This is a genomic window from Halomonas sp. OfavH-34-E, from assembly GCF_024124525.1.
In the GTDB taxonomy this organism is placed as follows: domain Bacteria; phylum Pseudomonadota; class Gammaproteobacteria; order Pseudomonadales; family Halomonadaceae; genus Halomonas; species Halomonas litopenaei.
This window is the reverse complement of record NZ_JAMXRY010000056.1, coordinates 1-19,563: the sequence shown is the minus strand read 5'-3', so window position 1 is coordinate 19,563 and position 19,563 is coordinate 1. Positions and strand designations below refer to the sequence as shown.

Sequence of the window (19,563 nt, the reverse complement as noted above, 5' to 3'; positions counted from 1 at the left end):
TGCACCGCCGGGAGCCGCCCTTGCTTACCCCATCGACACGTCGAGGTAGCAACATGAACACCAACCATAAGCATTCTTCTGACGACAATAGCGCCTACCGGCTGGTAGCCCCCATTGTCGAACGAGCCCGAGAAGCCCAGCGAAGGTTCGAGCAATACGACCAGCAGCAAGTCGATGAAGTCGTGCTGGCCGCCGCCTGGGCGTTGATGGAGCCCACGCGAAATGAGGAGCTGTCACAACTCGCGGTGGCCACCACCGGGCTTGGCAAGGTTTCCGACAAGATCGCCAAGAACCACCGCAAGACCCTTGGATTGCTGGCCAACCTCGAGGGCAAGCGCACCGTGGGTATCGTCTCCGAAGACCCGAGCACAGGTATCGTCGAGATATCCCGCCCGATCGGCGTGGTCGGCGCCGTGGTGCCTTCCACCAACCCCGCGGCCACGCCCACCAACAAGACGATCAACGCACTCAAGGGTCGCAACGCCATCGTGCTGGCTCCCTCGCCCAAGGGCTACGCCGTGTGCGAACGGCTGGTGAACTACATGCAGGACGAGCTCGCCCGTATCGGAGCCCCCCGGGATCTGGTGCAACTGCTACCGGACCCGGTGACCAAGGCGAGCACCCATGCCTTGATGCAACTGGTCGACCTGATCGTCGTCACCGGCTCCCAGAACAATGTGCGCTCCGCCTATTCCAGTGGCACCCCGGCCATCGGCGTCGGGGCAGGCAATGTCCCGGTCATCATCGATGAAAGCGCCAATATCGCAGATGCCGCGCGCAAGATTCTTGCCTCCAAGACCTTCGACAATGCGACCAGCTGCAGCTCGGAGAACAGCCTGGTCATCCTCGACAGCGTTTACGACAGCATGGTCTCGGCACTGCGAGACCACGCGGCGGTACTGCTGACCGAACAGGAAAAGCGGATTCTCGAAGGTCGCATGTGGACGGATGGCAACCTCAGTCGTGACGTGATCGCCCGGGATGCCGGCAGTATCGCCAGCACCGTGGGGCTCGATCGTCCGGCGTGTCTCGACGCCTCGATCCTGCTGGTGGAAGAAAGCGGCATCGGGGCGGACTACCCCTTTTCGGGCGAAAAGCTGTCACCGGTGCTGACCCTCTACCGGGCCAGACACTTCGAGGATGCCTTTGCGATCACCAGGGAACTGCTCGAATACCAGGGCAAGGGGCACTCCTGCGGTATCCACAGCACCACCGATGAGCACATCGAGAAGCTGGGACTGGAGATGCCGGTCTGCCGGGTGATCGTCAATCAGGCCCACGCCTTCGGCAATGGTGGCAACTTCGACAACGCCCTTCCGTTTTCCTTGTCGATGGGCTGCGGTAGCTGGGGCAAGAACAGCATTTCCGACAACATGAACTACCGCCACTACCTCAACACGACCCGCATCGTGCGAACCATCGAGGCCTCTCCCCCTCTGCCCCAGGATCTGTTTTCCGGTTTTTTCGACAAGCACGGCATCGCCAATCCCTTCTAGAGGCCGGCCAGATGATGACCATTCAAGACACCATCAAGCATCAGCGTGAACGCCAACCCGCCACTGATTTCCTGATCTGTCCCGACACTGGCGAGACGGTCTCGATGTCCCGACTCCAGGAGCGCGTCGAGTGGGTGCATAGCCTTCTTCAGGCGCGCGGCTGCCAGCCCGGCGACCATGTGGCCATGCTGATGGACAACGGACTGTGGACCGCCTCACTGCTGCTGGCGATCATGGCCAGCGGTCGTGTCGCGGTCTCCTTGAACGCCATCGCAGGGGATGCCCAGTTGCGCTACGTGCTGGAGCACTGTGATGCCACCACTGTCATCGTATCGCCCCACTACGAGCAGCGCCTTGATGGCCTGCTCGACGGGAGCGAGAAGGAAATTCTGGTCGCCTGTCCTCGCAACGGGCCACGGCAGCAAGAGCGTATCGCGTCTTCGCCCTTGCCCGTGATAGCGCCCGACGACAAGGCATTGTTGATGTATACCTCGGGCACAACAGGCAAGCCCAAGGGCGTCGTGCTGACCCACGCCAATCTGATCGCGGGGGGAAGGTGCACCATCGAGGCCCACTCGCTGTGCCAGAAGGATCGCGCCCTCTGCGTTCTGCCGCTTTACCATATCAACGCCCAGGTGGTCACCATCATGGCGCCACTGATCAGTGGCGGCAGTGTGGTGCTGCCGGAGAAGCTGAGTGTCTCGGCATTCTGGGACTGGCTGCTCGACAACCAGTGCACCTGGTTCAGTATCGTGCCGACGATTGTCGCCTACCTGCTGGAGCATGCCGAGAAGCCGGAGTCGAAGGACCTGCGCGAGGATCCGCGCATGCGTCAGGTGCGTTTCGGTCGATCTGCCTCTTCGGCACTGCCGGCGGAGAGCCACCGCCGTTTCGAGACCACCTTCGGTGTCAGCCTGGTGGAAACCATGGGACTGACCGAAACCGCGGCCCAGATCCTGTCCAACCCCTTGCCCCCTTTCGAATCTCGCTACGGATCCCCCGGTATCGCCTACCGCAACGAGGTCAGTGTCTTCGACTCGGCAGGACAGGTACTGCCCTGCCACCAGATCGGTGAAATCGTGGTCCGCGGCGACAACGTCATGAAGGAGTACTACAAGAATCCCGAGGCCACAGCAGACACCATCGATAACGAAGGTTGGCTGCACACCGGCGACCTTGGCTATCGCGATGAGGAAGGCTTCTTCTTCATCACGGGCCGCATCAAGGAGCTGATCATCAAGGGCGGCGAGAACATCGCCCCGCGCGAGATCGATGACGCCCTGCTGGCCCATGAGGCGGTGCTGGAGGCAGCCGCCTATCCCATGGAAAACCGGCACTACGGGCAGGTCGTAGAGGCCGTCGTGGTGCTCAAGGAAGGCCATCGGGCGACCCAGCAAGAACTTCTCGACTACTGTCGCGAGGAGGTCGGTGACTACAAGGCGCCTGAACATGTTCACATCGTGAAATGGCTGCCCAGAGGGCCCTCCGGCAAGGTCCAGCGCCTCAAGATTGCGGAGATGATCGACCATCTGCATCAAGCACCGGCCTAGCCTGGCGCCCGATGCCCTGGCCTGCGCTCGCGGTACCCAGGGTCCTGCCTGATCGATGTTTCGGGCGGGCCTGGCGCCGGCGAGCCCGGCCTTGGCGTCAAAGGTTCCTCGGCCACGTCGGTTCACCGCCTGCGCCATCCAACCTTTTTGAGGATGAAGCCATGAGCTTCCAGATATCCCGGCTGCTGTATGCCACTGACCTCAGCGCCCACAGCCCCGACGTCTTCCGCAAGGCCATCGGTATCGCCGAACGCTTCGGCGCCGCGGTCCACCTGCTGCACGTCATCGAAGATCCGGCACTGTTGAAAGACAGCCTGGCCAGCCGCTATACCGCCGTTTCCCCGCTGGACAACTATCGCGAACGAGCGACCCGGCAGGCCATCGACGAAATCAAGCGCCGCCTTGAAGACTTCGGCCACTCGACGCTGGCCTCGGAAGACAGCTACCACGCCTCCCTGAAGGAGATTCACGTCCGCATTGGCAAGCCATCCCGAATCATCCTGCAGGAGGCCGACAGAATCGATGCCGATTGCATCGTCATGGGAACACAGCGCCAGTCCGGGCTGGGTCATATGGTGCTTGGCTCGGTGGCGCGCAAGATCAGTCGTCGCACCCGCCGCCCGCTGTTTCTCTTTCCGGTCTGAGGCCAGGGGTCACACGGCCGGAAAGGTGTCTGCACAGGAGCCCCGTGATAGATTGATGAAATACCACTTAAGAATGAAACGGATGAATCAAGGTGTGAAAGAGGCGAGCGCCGTCACGCTGCTGCAGGGCAGCGGCGAGTCAGACAAGCGCCTGACCCGAGCAGCCTCCCCTTCCGACCTTGCCAGCAGCGGGATCTTGCGAATGACCAGTGAAAACGAATCTGATCGCCTTGGCCTCTTCTCCCCCGAGGTGATGGTGGCACAGCCGGGGAAACCGCTGTACCGACTGCTGCAGGACCATATTCGCGGCCTGATCGAACGGGGGGACCTGGCCCCGGGCGACCTCATTCCACCCGAATGGCAGCTCGCCGACCGGCTGCAGATCAGTCAGGGAACGGTCAAGAAGGCCATCTCCAATCTGGTCTGGGAAAAACTGCTGTTCCGCCATCAGGGCAAGGGCACCTATGTCTCGCGGACCGACTTCGAGGAAACCCTGTTTCGCTTTGTCAGCTACGGGGACGCCGACGGCAAGGACGTGCGTATCCACAAGACCACCACCGATCGCGCCATCCGCCAGGCTCCCGATGACGTATATACCCGCCTCGGCCTGAGCCAGACCAGTCCAGTCACCTATATCGAACGCCTGGGAGTGGTCGATGACGCCCCGACCCTGGTGGAGTACAGCTGGTGGCCAAGCGTACTGGTGCCGGGGCTGGAAGATTCCGAGCTTTATATTCCCGACTACTTCTATGCCTTGATCCTCGACCGATTCGGCATCCCCGTCGTCCGGGCCGACGAAACCCTGACCGCAGAAGCCGCCGATACCCACACCGCCGCCCTGCTGGACATCGCTCCCGGCACCCCGGTGGTGGTGCTCAAGCGGATGACCTACACCAGCCACGACCGTATCGTGGAAGTCCGTACCACCAAGGGTAGGGCCGACCGCTTCAGCTACCGTGCCGAAATCCGCTCGGACTTTTGACTCGGTGCAAGCTCAGACAGGGCAGCCTATGCCGGATACCCCGACAACCGGTTGGCCATGGCCGAGTCCTGGCTCATGGGTGCCTGTCCACTCACGTCCGCCGCCCGGTTCCCGACGCCGACGTGCTTCAGTCAGAGACGACAGTGATCTCGTCGAATTCCGTTTTCCGATACACATTGATTAATTTTTAGATACGTATAGGCTTGTAGTATCGAGGAGACCCCGCCATGAGCACAACAAGCTTTGACACCCGGATCATCGAGGGCGACACCCCGGCCCAGCGCCTGCTGGCGCTGCTCGAGGTGATCGCGGAGAAGGACCAGTACTTCACCCTGCAGAGCCTGGTGGACGAGACCGGCCTGCCCAAGCCGACGCTGCACCGGATGCTGCAGCAGCTCGAGAACTCCGGCATGCTGCAGCGCGAAGCGGACAACCGCCACTACAGCAAGGGCAGCCGCCTGCGCCGGCTGGCCGAGACCCTGCTGCTCAACGACACCGTTCAGGGCGCACGTCACGGCGTGTTGGCTGAGCTGGTCCGCGAGGTCGGGGAAAGCTGCAACATCACTGCCCTGTCCGGCAGCGAGGTGCTCTATCTGGACCGCGTCGAGACGTCGGCTCCGCTGCGCTTCTATCTACACCCCGGCTCCCGGGTGCCTGCCCATTGCTCCGCCAGCGGCAAGCTGTTTCTGGCGCAGATGAGCGCCTCCCAGCGCCGTCGGCTGCTCGCCGATGCCACCCTGGAGGCCTTCACCCGAAACACGCTTACCGACATCGACGCTCTGGAAGCGGAGATCGAGCAGGTCAAGCGCGACGGCTACGCCTTCGACGACGAGGAATTCCTACCGGGGCTTCTGTGCATCGCGGTGCTGGCCCCCAACCCCACCGGGGTCTCCAACGTCGGCCTGGCGATCCAGGCACCGGTGATGCGCATGGATAAACAGCGCGCACTGGACTGCCTGCCGGCGCTGGAGCGCGCCGCCGCCGCCATCGCGCGGATCAACCAGGGCGCCCTGCCCGAGCCCATCGCAGAATCCGAAACCTCTGCCTGACGCCCTAGCCGCAGCAACCCCGCATGGCCGGAACCCTCACCAAACCAGACGCCAAACAGCAAGGCGCCACCACCGCGACAACGGTGATGGCGCCGAGATGGTTCGACGAGTCGCTCGCTTGATCGCCGACCCTGTTGCCCTGCCCCCCCCCTCCTGCAACAAAAGCTGCGAGCGCTGCGCAGATGACACAGGCCTCAGTTGTAGAAGAAGCTGACGCAGCGCACGAAGCTGCTGCCTCCCGCGGTCACACAGCGATGTCGTATCCAGCGGTCTCGCTTGGATAGCCCCTCATACCGGGTCCACTGCCAGTAGCCTGAAGGCAGGTGAAAGGTATGTAGATGCTTCCAGTTGCCAAAGACATTCTTGTAGTAGTGCAGGGTGGCCGCCGGCCCATGGCAGGCAGTGGTGACACCAAGAGAGTTGCGACGCTTGCGGTCAGAGGTCCAGCGATCCCGGAAGGAATAGTGGGCCTCCGGGTCGCACCACCACCAGGTGTTGCTCGGGAAGGAGACGGTCTCGCAGTTGTGGTTGCGAAACAGATGATAACCATCGCCCGGGACACAGTATTGCTGGCCTGGTCCGCCTCCTGCTGAGGACCCTGCCCTGGCAGTGTCCGGCGTTATGCCCAACTCGTCCAGATCCACCTCGATGGGTTCTTCCAACCGCTCCACGGTGCGATTCTTGAACGCCTTGCGGTCGATGTCGGGATTCAGCTCGAGCAGCATCTTCGGGATGGGCACCTCCTGCGGGGCGAGCATAAGGTAGTGATCCAGCGCGGACTTGCCAACTTCGCTTGCAAAGGTTCGCGGGGTCGCACGATCGCTCACGCCCAACTCCCGCATACCTACCTGGGCCTCCTTGTCGTCGCCTCTAAGCCCGACGAATTCGACGCGGTTGCCGTTGCTGAGATCGAAACGGGCCAGCGGCATGGGCTCCGCAGGACCGCTGACCAGCGGCGCCCCATCCGGCCCCAGTCCCACCGCGGCCAGGTCATCTGGCCTGTCCAGCTCTGCCGGTTCGGCCAGTGTTTGCTGATATCGTGCCGCCAGTTCCTGTGCCAATTGCGGGTTTCGCGCCAGCAGCACGTCGAGCTGCTCAGGCGTCAGTCCAGCGGCCTGACACGTACATGATGATGGTTCGTTCATGATCGACGTCCTCCACCTGGGAAGATCGTGCTCCGCCGGCCGGACCTCCCGGCGTCACCGACGGCGTTAGACGAAACACGCTGCGACGCCTTATTGGCAGCGGTCTTCTCAGCATGGTCAAAGTTTGCTTTGCCAGCCATCGGTCATGCCGCGCTGCTTCAGCTACTGAGATGACATCTACGCGAAATGGCTGATAAGTCTCATGAAAATCCTTATTGGCGGGTTAGTCCGTTTTTTACTCGAATCAGTACAAAAACACATATCACGACGGACTCGGATGTAACGACAGTCACACAAGGAAAATGACCGCGCCACGCGCGAGCCGCCGTCCTCTGGCCGCCACCGCCCTTTGACCTTATGCTGTAGAGAATAATGAGCGCCGAGCCCTAGCCGCTCGGCGCCGTCGTCGCTGACGCAGTCCGCGTCTTCGGCTTGTTCAACGCCCACTGTAAGGATGCGCCTCATGCCTGGCTTGCTCCCGGACGTCGATCCCGATGGCCTGCTGGAATACTCCGTGGTCTATACCGACCGCGCCCTGAACCATATGTCGCAGAGCTTTCAAGGCGTAATGCGCGACATCTCCACCACCTTGAAGCAGGTGTACAACGCCCACAGCGCGGTCATCGTGCCCGGGAGCGGCACCTTCGGCATGGAGGCGGTAGCCCGCCAGTTCGCCCAGAACCGCAGCGCCCTGGTCATCCGCAATGGCTGGTTCAGCTACCGCTGGCACCAGATCCTCGAGATGGGCAAGATCCCGGCCGAACTGTGCGTGGAGAAGGCCCGACGTCAGCAGGACAGCGATCCGACCTCAGCGTTCGCCCCGCCCCCCATCGAGGAAGTCGAGCAGGCCATCGAGCGACTGCAGCCGGACATCGTCTTCGCCCCCCACGTAGAAACCTCGTCCGGCATGATCCTGCCGGACGACTACATCCGTCGCGTATCCGATGCGGTGCACGCCCACGGCGGCCTGATGGTGCTGGACTGCATCGCCTCGGGCACCGTCTGGGTGGACATGCAGGACACTGGCGTCGACCTGCTGATCAGCGCCCCCCAGAAGGGCTGGAGCGGCTCACCCTGCTGCGCCATGGTGATGCTCTCGGCCCAGGCGCGAGAGATCATCAAGGAAACCACCAGCACCAGCTTCGCCGCCGATCTCAAGAAGTGGCTCGAGATCATGGAGGCCTACGAGAATGGCGGCCACGCTTACCACGCGACCATGCCCACCGACAGCCTGCGCGAGCTACGCGAGATCATGCGCGAGACCGACGCCTACGGCTTCGACAAGGTGAAACAGGAACAGTGGGCCCTGGGCCAGGGAGTGCGCAGCCTGCTGGCCGAGTACGGCTTCAAGAGCGTCGCCGCCGAGGGTTACGAGGCGCCCGGTGTGGTGGTCTGCTACCACAACGACCCGGGGCTGGTCGGCAAGTTCGCCGCAGCCGGCGTCCAGGTCGCCGCCGGGGTCCCACTGATGTGCGATGAAGGCGACGATTTCCAGACCTTCCGCATTGGCCTGTTCGGCCTGGACAAGCTGCATCAGCCCGAGCGCAGCATCGACCACCTGCGCAAGGCGCTGGACAGTATCAAGGGGTAAACGGGCTGACACCCACCAGATCGGGCCGCACAGAAAGGCCCAGATAGAAAAAGGGGCGACGCATCAGCGTCGCCCCTTTTGTCTTACCCGTGTTGTCGGTCTCAACGGTCCTGTCCTGCACGTCTCGAGTTTCACTGCTCTCGGGTCATCCCCGTCGACTTGTCACTCTTTAGCCGACCTCTAGTCACCCTCTAATCACCCCAGCAGCGACAGAATGATGCGCTCTCCGTAGCCCCACAGCAGGACGGTCATGCCGAGCAGTCCTTCGAGCACCAGTACCCCCACCGCAAGGGTGGTGCTGGAGACGACGAAGCCTTCCTTTTCGCTGATATCGAGAAAGGAGGGAATGCCCAGATACAGCAGGTAGGCGGTGTAACAGAGGCCGATAACGCCGGCCAGCAGGCACAGCCAGATGATCGGGTAGATCGCCACGATGCCGCTCAGGAACATCGGGGTCGCCACATAGCCGGCAAAGATGATGCACTGGCTCTGGCTGGGTGTCTTGGGAAAGCGTTTGGCCGAGTAACGGATGGTCTTGCCGACGATGTAGACCGCCGCCAGGATCACCAGATAGAAGGCGATCCCCGCCCCCAGGGCGTCTAGATAACTGAGCTTGATGGTCGTGCCGCCGCCGAGACTCCAGCCGACCTGGGTGGTACCGATGTACGAGCAGATCACCGGTATGGCGGCCAGCAACAACACGTGATGCGCGTACAGGTGCGTTATCGTCTCCCTTTCCTGCTTGATCTGCTTCCATTCGCGATTCGGGTGGGCCATCAATCCCCAGACGTGTGTCAGCATACTGACTCCCTCCTGCTACCGCTGAAGTAAGTCCCGAGACCGGCACTCGGCGCCCGCGACTCCGTTGTCCTTAACTTGCAGTATAGAAGCGATTTTTCGCTTCGCTACCAACGTTACCGTACATACTATACAAGTCCTGTACAACACTTGACCTCTAGTCACGCTTCACCCATACGACTGATAAACACAAAAAAAACCCCGCATCGGTGAAGATGCGGGGTTTCGGTTTCAGCGCCACCCGATCAGGACATGGAGGTCCACATCGGCGTGCTTGGCATCAGCGTCGCGTCCAGTGACATCATCAGGCTCAGCGCCGTGATGGTGAGGATCGAGATGCCGAATACCTGTCGCGCCCAACGCACGTTGTCGTCGGTACGGTAGCCCTTGGCCGCGATATACAGCCAGTAGACGCCCAGCACCAGGGCAACGATGAAGTAACCGGGTCCAGCGTAGCCGGCCAGACTCAGCGACAGCGTCGCACCGATAAAGGCCAGGATATAGCCCAGGATATGGTGCTTGGCCGTACCGATACCGCGAACCACCGGCAGCACCGGAATGTTGGCGGCGCGGTAATCTTCCATGCGAAAGATCGCGATCGCGTAGGAGTGCGGCATCTGCCACAGGCTGAAGATCACCAGCAGGGTCAAGGCGCCGGTATCGAAGCTGCCGGTCACCGCGCAATAGCCCACCACCGGCGGCACTGCCCCGGAGAGGCTGCCGACCAGAGTGCCGAACTCGGAATTGCGCTTCATGTAGAGGCTGTAGGCCCCTACATAGATGACGAAGCCGAAGGCCGCCAGACCCACCGTCAACGCATTGGTCCCCAGCGCCAGCAGACCGAAGCCGGCGATGCCCAGCAGGGTGGCAAACCGAAGTGTCGCCGCTTCGCTGACCCGCCCCTGCACCAGCGGGCGGTTGCGGGTGCGCTCCATCAAGGCATCGATGTCCTTGTCGATGACGTTGTTGTAGGCGCAGCCCGAGGCGATTACCAGGGCCAGACCCAACAGCGCCGACAGGAACACCACGGCATCGAACTGGCCCTGGGCGGCCAGGAAGTAGCCGCCCAGAACAGAGATCACGTTGCCGCCGATGATGCCCGGCTTGGTGATGGTGAGGTAGTCCCTGAGAGTGTCCCTGAACATCATGCGAGTCGGCGTCAGCCGATCATCATGTTGCGATGCAGGTGGTACATGATCCATAGGGAACCTCCGATGACCAGAACCAGGATCGCCACGGTGAAGACGAAGGACATGAAGTTCCAGCCTTCATCGGCCTTGGTGTTCATGTGCATGAACAGCACGAGCTGCACCAGCACCTGAGCCACCGCGGTACCGACGATCACGATCAACGTCGCGAAGGTGTCGAAGGCGCCGGTCATCACCGCCCCGAAGGGAATGACGGTCAGCACGATGGACAGGATCAGGCCGATCACATAGGACTTGACGCTGCCATGGCTGTGATGGTCGTTGGCGTGTCCGCTCATATCACAGGGCTCCCATCAGGTAGACGAAGGAGAAGACGCAGATCCAGACGATGTCCAGGAAGTGCCAGAACAGGCTCAGACACATGATGCGCGGACGCACCATATCGTCGAGACCACGCTGCTTCACCTGGATCATCATCACCAGGATCCAGATCAGACCGGCGGTCACGTGCAGACCGTGGGTACCGACCAGCAGGAAGAAGGCCGACAGGAAGCCTGAACGATCCGGACCAAAGCCCTCATGGATCAGGTGACGGAACTCATAGAGTTCCAGCGCCACGAAGGCCGCGCCCAGCAGGAAGGTGATCCCGAGCCACTTCATCACCTTGGATGCCTGATTGGCGTTCATGGCGAGCACCGCCATGCCGTAGGTGAAACTCGAGAACAGCAGCAGGAAGGTCCCGACCAGGATGAACGGGAGCTGGAAGATCTCGCCCGGGGTCGGACCATCGGCCGTGCCCCGAAGGAGCACGGCGTAGGTGGCGAACAGTGACCCGAAGATCACCAGGTCGCTCATCAGATAGACCCAGAAACCGAAGACCTTGGTGCCCGCGGCATCATGATGGTCGTGGTCGTGATCATGGTCATGCCCGTGGGCATGACCTTGCTGGTTGAGGGTGTCGGTTGCCATGGTTATGCCTGCATCTCCACACGGTTCTGGTGTTCGCGCTCGATACGCTCGACTTCCGCGGCCGGCACGTAGTAGTCGACGTCATCGTTGAAGATACGCGCGATGAAGGTGGCAAACATGCCCAGTGCGGTCACGATGGCAAGCCACCAGATATGCCACACCAGGGCGAAGCCGAAGACCGCGGAGATCAGACCGATCACCGGACCTTCCCAGGTGTACTTGGGCATGTGAATGTCCTTGTACGGTCCCTTGGACACGCCGGCCTTGCCGCCGTTGGCCTGCTTCTGGTTCCAGAAGTCGTCGATGTCCTTGATCTCGGGCAGATGCGCGAAGTTGTAGAACGGTGCGGGAGACGAGGTCGCCCACTCCAGGGTACGCGCATCCCAGGGATCGCCGGTGACGTCCTGGTTCTTCTTGCGATCACGGATACTGACGTAGAACTGGATCACGGTGCAGGCGATACCACACAGAATCAGCACGGCGCCGATCCAGGCGATGATCATCCACGGCTGCCAGGCGCCGTTGTCATAGGACTGCATGCGACGCACGGCACCGAAGAAGCTGAGAACGTACAGCGGCATGAAGGCCACGTAGAAGCCGGTCAGCCAGAACCAGAAGGAGCGCTTGCCCCACTTCTCGTCGAGGGTGAAGCCGAAGGCCTTCGGGAACCAGTAGGTCAGACCCGCCAGCATGCCGAACACCACGCCGCCGATGATGACGTTGTGGAAGTGGGCGATGACGAACAGGCTGTTGTGCAGCACGAAGTTGGCCGCCGGTACCGCCAGCATCACACCGGTCATGCCACCCAGGGTAAAGGTGATGATGAAGCCGATGGTCCACAGCACCGGAGAGGTGAACTCCAGACGACCGCGGTACATGGTGAACAGCCAGTTGAATACCTTCACCCCGGTGGGGATGGCGATGATCATCGTCATGATGCCGAAGAAGGCATTGACGTTGGCCCCGGCCCCCATGGTGAAGAAGTGGTGCAGCCAGACGATGAACGACAGGAAGGTGATGGCGATGGTCGCCCACACCATGGTGCCGTAGCCGAACAGCCGCTTGCGAGCGAAGGTCGCGATGACCTCGGAGAACACCCCGAATGCCGGCAGGATAAGGATGTACACCTCAGGATGGCCCCAGGCCCAGATGAGGTTGACGTACATCATCATGTTGCCGCCAAAATCGTTGGTGAAGAAGTGAGTCCCCAGGTAACGATCCAGCGTCAGCATCGCGATGGTCGCGGTCAGAATCGGGAAGGACGCGATGATCAGCACGTTGGCGCACAGCGACGTCCAGGTGAAGATGGGCATACGGAACAGGGTCATGCCCTTGGTGCGCATCTTCAGGATGGTGACGAAGAAGTTGATACCGGTCAGGGTCGTACCGATGCCAGATATCTGCAACGCCCATATCCAGTAATCCACCCCGACGCCGGGACTGTACTCTATCCCCGATAGTGGCGCGTAGGCCAGCCAGCCGGTCGCGGCGAACTCACCGACCACCAGCGAGACGTTGACCAGGATGACACCGGCAACGAACAGCCAGAAGCTCAAGTTGTTAAGGAAGGGGAAAGCCACGTCGCGCGCGCCGATCTGCAGCGGCACCACCAGGTTCATCAGACCGATGACCATGGGCATGGCGACAAAGAAGATCATGATCACACCGTGGGCGGTGAAGATCTGATCATAGTGGTCAGGCGGTAGATAGCCCTCGGCTCCGGCCGAGGCCATGGCCTGCTGGGTACGCATCATGATGGCGTCGGCGAAGCCACGGATCAGCATCACCAGCGCGACCAGGAAGTACATGATACCGAGCTTCTTGTGGTCGACGGAGGTGATCCACTCGCGCCACAGATAGCCCCACTTCTTGAAGTAGGTCAGGCCGCCGACCACGGCGATCCCGCCCAGGGCGATACCGATCGCCACCACCATGATGATGGGCTCCTGGATCGGAATCGAGTCTAACGTCAGTTTTCCAAACATGATTTACTCCGCTGCCTCTGCGCTCATGGACTCGCCGTGAGACTCGCTCTCGTCGCCATGGCCGCCTGCGCCGTGCCCGTTGACCACGCCGCCGTAGGTCTCGACGAACTCGGCATGCTTGCCGCCGGCCAGGAAGCTCTTGATGATGCGCTCATAGAGCGCCGGGGTGATCTCGGAGAAGTACTGGACCTCGTTGTCCTCGCTTGGCGTGGCGAGATCGTAGTACTCCTCGGGGAAGGTCAGCGTATCGGACGAGGAACGCACCTTCTCCACCCACTCTTCGAAGTCCTCGACGGAACCCACGTGGGCGTCGAAGGTCATCTCGGAGAAGCCTGCACCGCTGTAGTTGGTGGAGCGGCCCGGATAGACGCCCTGCTCTTCGGCGATCAGGTGAACGTCGTTATCCATGCCGGCCATGGCGTAGATCTGGCTACCCAGGCGCGGAATGAAGAAAGAGTTCATCACCGAACCGGAGCTCACCCGGAAGCGCACCGGAGTGTCCTCGGGGAAGGCCAGTTCGTTGACCGTGGCGATGCCCTGCTCCGGGTAGATGAACAGCCACTTCCAGTCCAGCGATACGGCCTGGATCTCCATGGGCTCGTTCTGTCCTTCCTTGGCCTCGAGACTGCGGTGCGGGTCGAGACTGTGGGAGGTGTACCAGGTCAACAGCGCCAGGAAGACGATGATGACGCAGGGAATGAACCAGACGATGGCCTCGATCTTGGTCGAATGGGCCCAGTCGGGTGAATAGGTGGCATCGGTGTTGCCACGGCGATAGCGCCAGGCAAACCACAGGGTGAGCACGATGACCGGCACCACCACGATCTGCATCAGACCGAAGGCGGTGAGGATCAAGGTACGCTGCTCACGGCCGATCTCCCCCTTGGGGTCGAGCAGCGCCGATTCGCAGCCCGCCAGCAACAGGGGCAGCGCCAGCATCAGCACAACGCTGAGCACGCGCAGGTACGACTTTCTTCTCATGTAGCAACCTCGTCAGGGCTTGGAGGCGGAATACCAGAGATTACGAGCTCAGGCTCGCGCGATGTGCAGGGGCCGCTGAGGTGGAACATTGCATGCACCTTTGGCAAAAGTTGCATGAAATGTGCCGAACCACGGACTAGACCCGCAAAATTTCGCATCCCCTACCCTGCCTCGGTACCACGACAAGACGTCGACACCTGAACAAAAGAAGTAGATGGAATGCGACCGGGGCGTATTGTCGACAGAGCGACCAGACTTGAGAAGCGACGATTTGCCGCAGGGGTGTCGCACCTTTCCTTGATCTGTCGCACCCAGACGTCGCAACAGTGCACAAATGGCCAATTGCCTGAGCCAGCAGAACCTGCCCTGCGACCCAACACCACACCCAGCAAGCACCACCAGGAACCGTATCAGCGAGGCCCGACCTCGCCCCCATGGGAAAGGCGGTCTGATGGAAAAAAACGATAAGCTGCGCCGCGCTATCGTCTGACGTTATCTCCCCCGACGCCATCTACCAGACGCCATCGACCCAACGCCAGGACGAAAGCGATGACGATGCCGAGAGAGCCAGACTGTGAAGTGTCAGATAAGGAAGGGCCGGCTCACCGTGGGCCTGGTCATGAAAGAGCGAATCGGCGACGAGGGCCAGATCAGCAAGGGGGCCAAGGGAAGGCTCGAGCAGAAGGGATAGACCACAACGAGAGGCGCAACCGTGCGCCCAGGGGACCGCTATCGAGTAAGGCCGTCAGTGACTGAAAAGCCAAGAATCCACAAGCCAAGGATCCACGCTGGGCAAGAAACCGAAACCGGGGAATCAGGGATGAACCAGCCGAGACGCCACTTCCGGCGTACGTGACAGGCCTGCGGCACCCTCGCCGTGGGTGATGATGACATCGGCGTCCATCAGGGCGCCAAAGAAGGCGGGACGCAGCACGCCCCACTTGCTGTCGTCGAATACCAGGATCCGCTGGGCGGCGGTTTCGATGGCGGCCTGCTTGGGCGCCACTTCATGAAAGTGAAAGCAGCTCAGGCCCCGTGCGGCATGCACCCCGGCGGCGGAGAGAAAGGCGCGATTGATGCCGAGTCCCCGGACCTGGCGGGCGATATCCTCGCCGTCGAAGGATTGGGAGACGCCCTGATAGACGCCGCCCAGCAGGATCAGTCGGATACCATCGAAATGGCTGACCGCATTGGCCACGTTAAGGGCGTAGGTCACCACCGTCAGGTCTCGTCGGCTGGCCAGTTCTGCGATCATCGGCACCAGGGTGGTGCCGCAATCGATAAACAGGGTATCGCCGTCTTCCACGTAGCCACTGGCGCGGCGACACAGACGCGCCTTGATATCGGCGCCGCGATCCTGTTGAGTTTCCAGGTCGTAGACTGGCGTGAAGTGGGGGTCGTCGCGGCGAACCAGATGCCCGCCCATCAGCATCAGAGGGCTGTCCTTGGTGGACACGTCGCGCCTCAGGGTCATCTCTGACACACCGCAGAGGATGGCGGCGTCCGCCAGCCTCAGGCTGCCGCCTCCGGCGAGCGCCTGCAAAAGGCGCTCCTGTCGCTGAATACTGCGCTGATTCATGGATTCTCCCCCGCGCCTCGACGGTCATGGCTTGCTGCCGTCGTTTTTCAATAAGCATGCCCTGAACTACCGGGTTCAGCCAGTGCCCGGGCAGGTAAGAAAACGCCACTGCACAAATGTTATTTTTCTCACATCAGGTGTTACTATACACTCATTGACGGATGGGCCCAGCCCGTGCCTGCCAATTCCGCTCGACAACAATCACTCGACACGAGCCGCCGCCATGCCCCATCACCTCTATAATTCCTGTTTTGATACCCCATTCGGCATAAGAGATTTCCGCCCCGTTCGAGGCAATTGCCCGCTATCAACGCGATGCGGGACGCAAGACCAGGCCCGAAGTGCGATGATCTATTCTTCAACGTTCATATTTTGATGAGGCGAAGGAACCTATGACACTCCTGATGAGCCTGGTCGGCATGGCCACCCTGATCGCCATCGCCGTCGCGTTCTCCTACAACCGCCGTGCCATTCGCCTGAGAACCGTGGGGGGCGCCTTCCTGATCCAGGCTGGTCTCGGGGCCTTCGTCCTTTACGTGCCCTTTGGCCAGAAGGTCCTGAAGACCGTATCGGACGCCGTCAGCCAGGTGGTGCTCTACGCCAACGACGGCATCGATTTCCTGTTCGGCGGCCTGGCCAACGCCGACAGCGTCGGCTTCGTGTTCGCGGTCAAGGTGCTGCCAGTCATCATCTTCTTCTCGTCGCTGACGGCGGTGCTCTACTACCTGGGCATCATGCAATGGGTCGTGCGCCTGCTCGGCGGCGCGCTGCAGAAGCTGCTCGGCACCTCACGCACCGAGTCGCTGTCCGCCACCGCCAATATCTTCGTCGGCCAGACCGAGGCGCCGCTGGTCGTGCGGCCCTTTATCGCCCGCATGACCGCCTCCCAGCTATTTGCGGTGATGTGCGGTGGCCTTGCCTCGGTGGCGGGCTCGGTGCTTGCCGGCTACGCCGCACTCGGCATCCCCATGGAATACCTGGTGGCCGCCTCCTTCATGGCGGCCCCCGGCGGCCTGCTGTTCGCCAAGCTGATCATGCCGGAGACCGATCCCGAGGCGGATAAGGCCGACCGCGTCTCCGAGGTCATCGAGGACGAGGACAAGCCGGCCAACGTGCTTGACGCCGCCGCCGGTGGCGCCTCGTCCGGCCTCAAGCTGGCGGCCAACGTGGGCGCCATGCTGCTGGCCTTCATCGGCTTGATCGCCCTGCTCAACGGTATCCTCGGTGGCGTCGGTGGTTGGGTCGGGTTCGAGGATCTCAGTCTCGAGCTGATCCTGGGCTGGGTGTTCTCGCCGCTGGCCTTCCTGCTCGGCATTCCCTGGGAAGAGGCGACCCTGGCCGGGTCCTTCATCGGCCAGAAGCTGGTGGTCAACGAGTTCGTCGCCTTCATCAACCTGGCCCCCTATATCGACGGCGAGCAGCTCGTGGCCGCCACCGGCGAGGTGATGAGCGACCATACCGCCGCGGTGCTGTCCTTCGCGCTGTGCGGCTTCGCCAACCTGTCCTCCATCGCCATCCTGCTCGGCGGGCTCGGCAGCATTGCCCCGAGCCGTCGTCACGACATCGCCCGCTATGGCCTCAAGGCGGTACTGGCCGGCACCCTGTCCAACCTGATGTCGGCCTGCATCGCCGGCTTCTTCATGACCCTGGGCGCCTGATCCCACGTCGCGGATCCAGCGCCCGCCCTCACATCTTCGGCCGCCCGAGGCGGCGGCCTGTCCCACTTCAGGAGCCTCCCATGTCCTCCCAGTCGACCAACCCCTCCGTGATCGCTCGCCAGGCACTGTCCTTGATGGATCTGACCAGCCTCAACGATGACGATACCGACCATGTCGTCGAGGCCCTGTGCCAGCGGGCCAAGACGCCGCTGGGCCACACTGCTGCGGTGTGCATCTATCCGCAGTTCGTGGTGCCGGCGCGGCGCGCCCTCACCGCCCACAACCTCAGCGGCCAGGTCAAGATCGCCACCGTGACCAACTTCCCCCACGGCGAAGACGATGTCATGGCAGCCGCCCGCGCTACCCGCGAAGCGGTGGCTTCCGGTGCCGACGAAGTGGACGTGGTCTTCCCCTATCGCGCCTTCATGAATGGCGATGATCAGATCGGCCAGGGACTGGTCGAGATGTGCAAGGCCGCTGCCAGCGGCCGCACCCTCAAGGTGATCCTGGAAACCGGCGAGTTGAAGGACGCCGAGCTGATCCGCCGGGCCAGCGAGCAGGCCATCGCCGGTGGTGCCGACTTCCTCAAGACGTCCACCGGCAAGGTCGCCGTCAACGCGACGCCCGAGGCCGCGCGAGTGATGCTGGAAGTCATCCGCGACGCGGACCGCCCGGTCGGCTTCAAGGCCGCCGGGGGCGTTCGCAGCGTCGAGGACGCCGCCGTCTATCTGGAGCTTGCCGCCGAGATCATGGGTGCCAACTGGGCCCGTCCCGAGACCTTTCGTTTCGGCGCCTCGGGCCTGCTCGACAACCTGCTGATGACCGCCGGTGTCGGTGTCGACGGCGGGGGCCAGTCCGGAGGCTACTGATGCTGTTGCAGGATATTCTTGCCGCCAAGCGTGACGGCCAGGCGCTGTCCAGCGAGGCCATCCGCCAATTCGTGATGGCCATCGCCGATGACAGCGCCGGTCAGGAGCAGATCGGCGCCTTCGCCATGGCCACCTATCTCAACGGCATGACGCTGGATGAGACGGTGGCGCTGACCGAGGCGACCCGGGACTCCGGCAGCGTGCTGGACTACCGGCAGCTTGACCTGCCGGGGCCTATCCTCGACAAGCATTCCACCGGCGGCGTGGGCGACCCGGTATCGCTGATCCTCGGCCCCTGGCTCGCCGCCTGCGGAGCCCACGTGCCGATGATCTCCGGTCGTGGTCTGGGCCACACCGGCGGCACCCTGGACAAGCTCGAGGCCATCGCCGGCTATGACGTCACGCCTCGGCGCACCACCTTCGAGCGCCTGCTCAAGGACGTCGGTGTGGCCATCGTCGGACAGAGCGGCGATCTGGCGCCGGCGGACAAGCGCCTCTACGCGGTGCGCGACGTCACCGCCACCGTCGCCTCGTTGCCGCTGATCGTTGCCTCGATCCTCGGCAAGAAGCTCGCCGAAAACCTCGATGCCCTGGTCATGGACGTCAAGATCGGCAACGGCGCCTTCATGGCGAACGACGACGAGACCCGAACCCTGGCAGCCACCATCGCCGACGTCGCCCGACGTGCCGGCACCCCGACCACGGCGGTGCTCAGCGACATGAACCAGACCCTGGCCGAAAGCGCCGGCAACGCCATCGAGGTACGCGAGTGCCTGGCGATCATGCGCGGTGAGCGGCGCGATTCGCGGCTGTTGACGCTGACCCGCCGCCTGGCGGTGGAAGCGCTGCTGGCCGGCCGACTGGCGACGTCCAAAGAGGACGCCGAACGCCAGCTCGAGGCACGCCTGGCCAGCGGCGACGTGGCCGAGCGCTTCGAGCGCATGGTGGCAGGTCTTGGCGGACCGACCGACCTGCTGGAAAACGCAGGCGCCCTGCCCGCCCCGGCCCCGGTGATCCAGGACGTCCTGGCCGAGCATCCGGGACGGGTGGCACGTCAGGACGTCAAGGCGCTGGGCATGGCGGTGGTCGAGCTGGGCGGCGGGCGCCGCCGTGCCGGCG

17 protein-coding genes are annotated in these 19,563 nt (G+C 62.4%); 9 read left to right on the top strand and 8 right to left on the bottom strand.

Translation table 11 applies throughout. The features are described from left to right. Nucleotides 1-53 precede the first annotated feature (53 nt). The 5 genes from NH448_RS19525 (at nucleotide 54) to NH448_RS19505 (ending at nucleotide 5,721) form a co-directional block, all read left to right on the top strand. A complete protein-coding gene (locus NH448_RS19525) occupies nucleotides 54-1,496 on the top strand; it encodes an aldehyde dehydrogenase family protein (RefSeq protein ID WP_253029267.1) in 1,443 nt (480 codons plus the stop codon). An 11-nt stretch (nucleotides 1,497-1,507) separates the two neighbouring features. Next, nucleotides 1,508-3,046 (top strand): AMP-binding protein, encoded by a 1,539-nt coding sequence (locus tag NH448_RS19520; RefSeq protein ID WP_045991930.1) that lies wholly within the window; start codon nucleotides 1,508-1,510, stop codon nucleotides 3,044-3,046. A gap of 161 nt (nucleotides 3,047-3,207) precedes the next feature. Next, nucleotides 3,208-3,690: a universal stress protein gene (locus tag NH448_RS19515; RefSeq protein WP_045991929.1), complete on the top strand. Its 483-nt coding sequence runs from the start codon at nucleotides 3,208-3,210 to the stop codon at nucleotides 3,688-3,690. A gap of 202 nt (nucleotides 3,691-3,892) precedes the next feature. Then, on the top strand, nucleotides 3,893-4,672 hold the full coding sequence (locus tag NH448_RS19510) for a GntR family transcriptional regulator (protein WP_162197827.1): 780 nt from the start codon (nucleotides 3,893-3,895) through the stop codon (nucleotides 4,670-4,672). Nucleotides 4,673-4,899: 227 nt separating this feature from the next. After that, complete coding sequence (locus tag NH448_RS19505; protein ID WP_253029266.1) at nucleotides 4,900-5,721, top strand: IclR family transcriptional regulator; 822 nt, start codon at nucleotides 4,900-4,902, stop codon at nucleotides 5,719-5,721. A 194-nt stretch (nucleotides 5,722-5,915) separates the two neighbouring features. Here NH448_RS19505 and NH448_RS19500 read toward each other — a convergent pair whose 3' ends face one another. Next, nucleotides 5,916-6,866, bottom strand: coding sequence for a hypothetical protein (locus NH448_RS19500; protein WP_108449685.1), 951 nt, complete (start codon nucleotides 6,864-6,866; stop codon nucleotides 5,916-5,918). 463 nt (nucleotides 6,867-7,329) lie between these two features. Here NH448_RS19500 and NH448_RS19495 point away from each other — a divergent pair, with 463 nt between their 5' ends. Beyond that, entirely contained in the window at nucleotides 7,330-8,457 is a 1,128-nt protein-coding gene (locus NH448_RS19495; protein ID WP_045991926.1) for an aminotransferase class V-fold PLP-dependent enzyme, read from the top strand. Between the two features lie 195 nt (nucleotides 8,458-8,652). Here the strand turns inward: NH448_RS19495 and NH448_RS19490 are convergent, their stop codons facing one another. The 7 genes from NH448_RS19490 to NH448_RS19460 form a co-directional block, all read right to left on the bottom strand. Beyond that, nucleotides 8,653-9,258 carry a Yip1 family protein gene (locus NH448_RS19490; RefSeq protein ID WP_083970270.1) on the bottom strand — a complete coding sequence of 202 codons (606 nt, stop codon included), beginning with the start codon at nucleotides 9,256-9,258 and terminating at the stop codon, nucleotides 8,653-8,655. 242 nt (nucleotides 9,259-9,500) lie between these two features. Beyond that, on the bottom strand, nucleotides 9,501-10,403 hold the full coding sequence (cyoE, locus tag NH448_RS19485) for a heme o synthase (protein WP_239452517.1): 903 nt from the start codon (nucleotides 10,401-10,403) through the stop codon (nucleotides 9,501-9,503). Nucleotides 10,404-10,414: 11 nt separating this feature from the next. Further along, nucleotides 10,415-10,741 (bottom strand): cytochrome o ubiquinol oxidase subunit IV, encoded by a 327-nt coding sequence (gene cyoD, locus NH448_RS19480; RefSeq protein WP_045991965.1) that lies wholly within the window; start codon nucleotides 10,739-10,741, stop codon nucleotides 10,415-10,417. 1 nt (nucleotide 10,742) lies between these two features. Further along, nucleotides 10,743-11,372 (bottom strand): cytochrome o ubiquinol oxidase subunit III, encoded by a 630-nt coding sequence (locus NH448_RS19475; protein WP_045991924.1) that lies wholly within the window; start codon nucleotides 11,370-11,372, stop codon nucleotides 10,743-10,745. 2 nt (nucleotides 11,373-11,374) lie between these two features. Continuing rightward, nucleotides 11,375-13,357, bottom strand: coding sequence for a cytochrome o ubiquinol oxidase subunit I (cyoB, locus tag NH448_RS19470; protein WP_045991923.1), 1,983 nt, complete (start codon nucleotides 13,355-13,357; stop codon nucleotides 11,375-11,377). Between the two features lie 3 nt (nucleotides 13,358-13,360). After that, nucleotides 13,361-14,338 carry a ubiquinol oxidase subunit II gene (cyoA, locus tag NH448_RS19465; RefSeq protein ID WP_045991922.1) on the bottom strand — a complete coding sequence of 326 codons (978 nt, stop codon included), beginning with the start codon at nucleotides 14,336-14,338 and terminating at the stop codon, nucleotides 13,361-13,363. Between the two features lie 814 nt (nucleotides 14,339-15,152). Further along, nucleotides 15,153-15,917 (bottom strand): DeoR/GlpR family DNA-binding transcription regulator, encoded by a 765-nt coding sequence (locus tag NH448_RS19460; protein ID WP_253029265.1) that lies wholly within the window; start codon nucleotides 15,915-15,917, stop codon nucleotides 15,153-15,155. Between the two features lie 392 nt (nucleotides 15,918-16,309). Between NH448_RS19460 and NH448_RS19455 the strand changes: the two genes are divergently transcribed. The 3 genes from NH448_RS19455 to NH448_RS19445 form a co-directional block, all read left to right on the top strand. Continuing rightward, nucleotides 16,310-17,575 carry a NupC/NupG family nucleoside CNT transporter gene (locus tag NH448_RS19455; RefSeq protein WP_045991920.1) on the top strand — a complete coding sequence of 422 codons (1,266 nt, stop codon included), beginning with the start codon at nucleotides 16,310-16,312 and terminating at the stop codon, nucleotides 17,573-17,575. Between the two features lie 80 nt (nucleotides 17,576-17,655). Beyond that, nucleotides 17,656-18,444, top strand: a complete 789-nt coding sequence (deoC, locus tag NH448_RS19450; protein ID WP_045991919.1) for a deoxyribose-phosphate aldolase — start codon at nucleotides 17,656-17,658, stop codon at nucleotides 18,442-18,444. Next, nucleotides 18,444-19,563, top strand: a 1,120-nt coding sequence (locus NH448_RS19445) for a thymidine phosphorylase (protein ID WP_253029264.1), incomplete at its 3' end; no start/stop codon positions are given. The genes deoC and NH448_RS19445, both read left to right, overlap by 1 nt.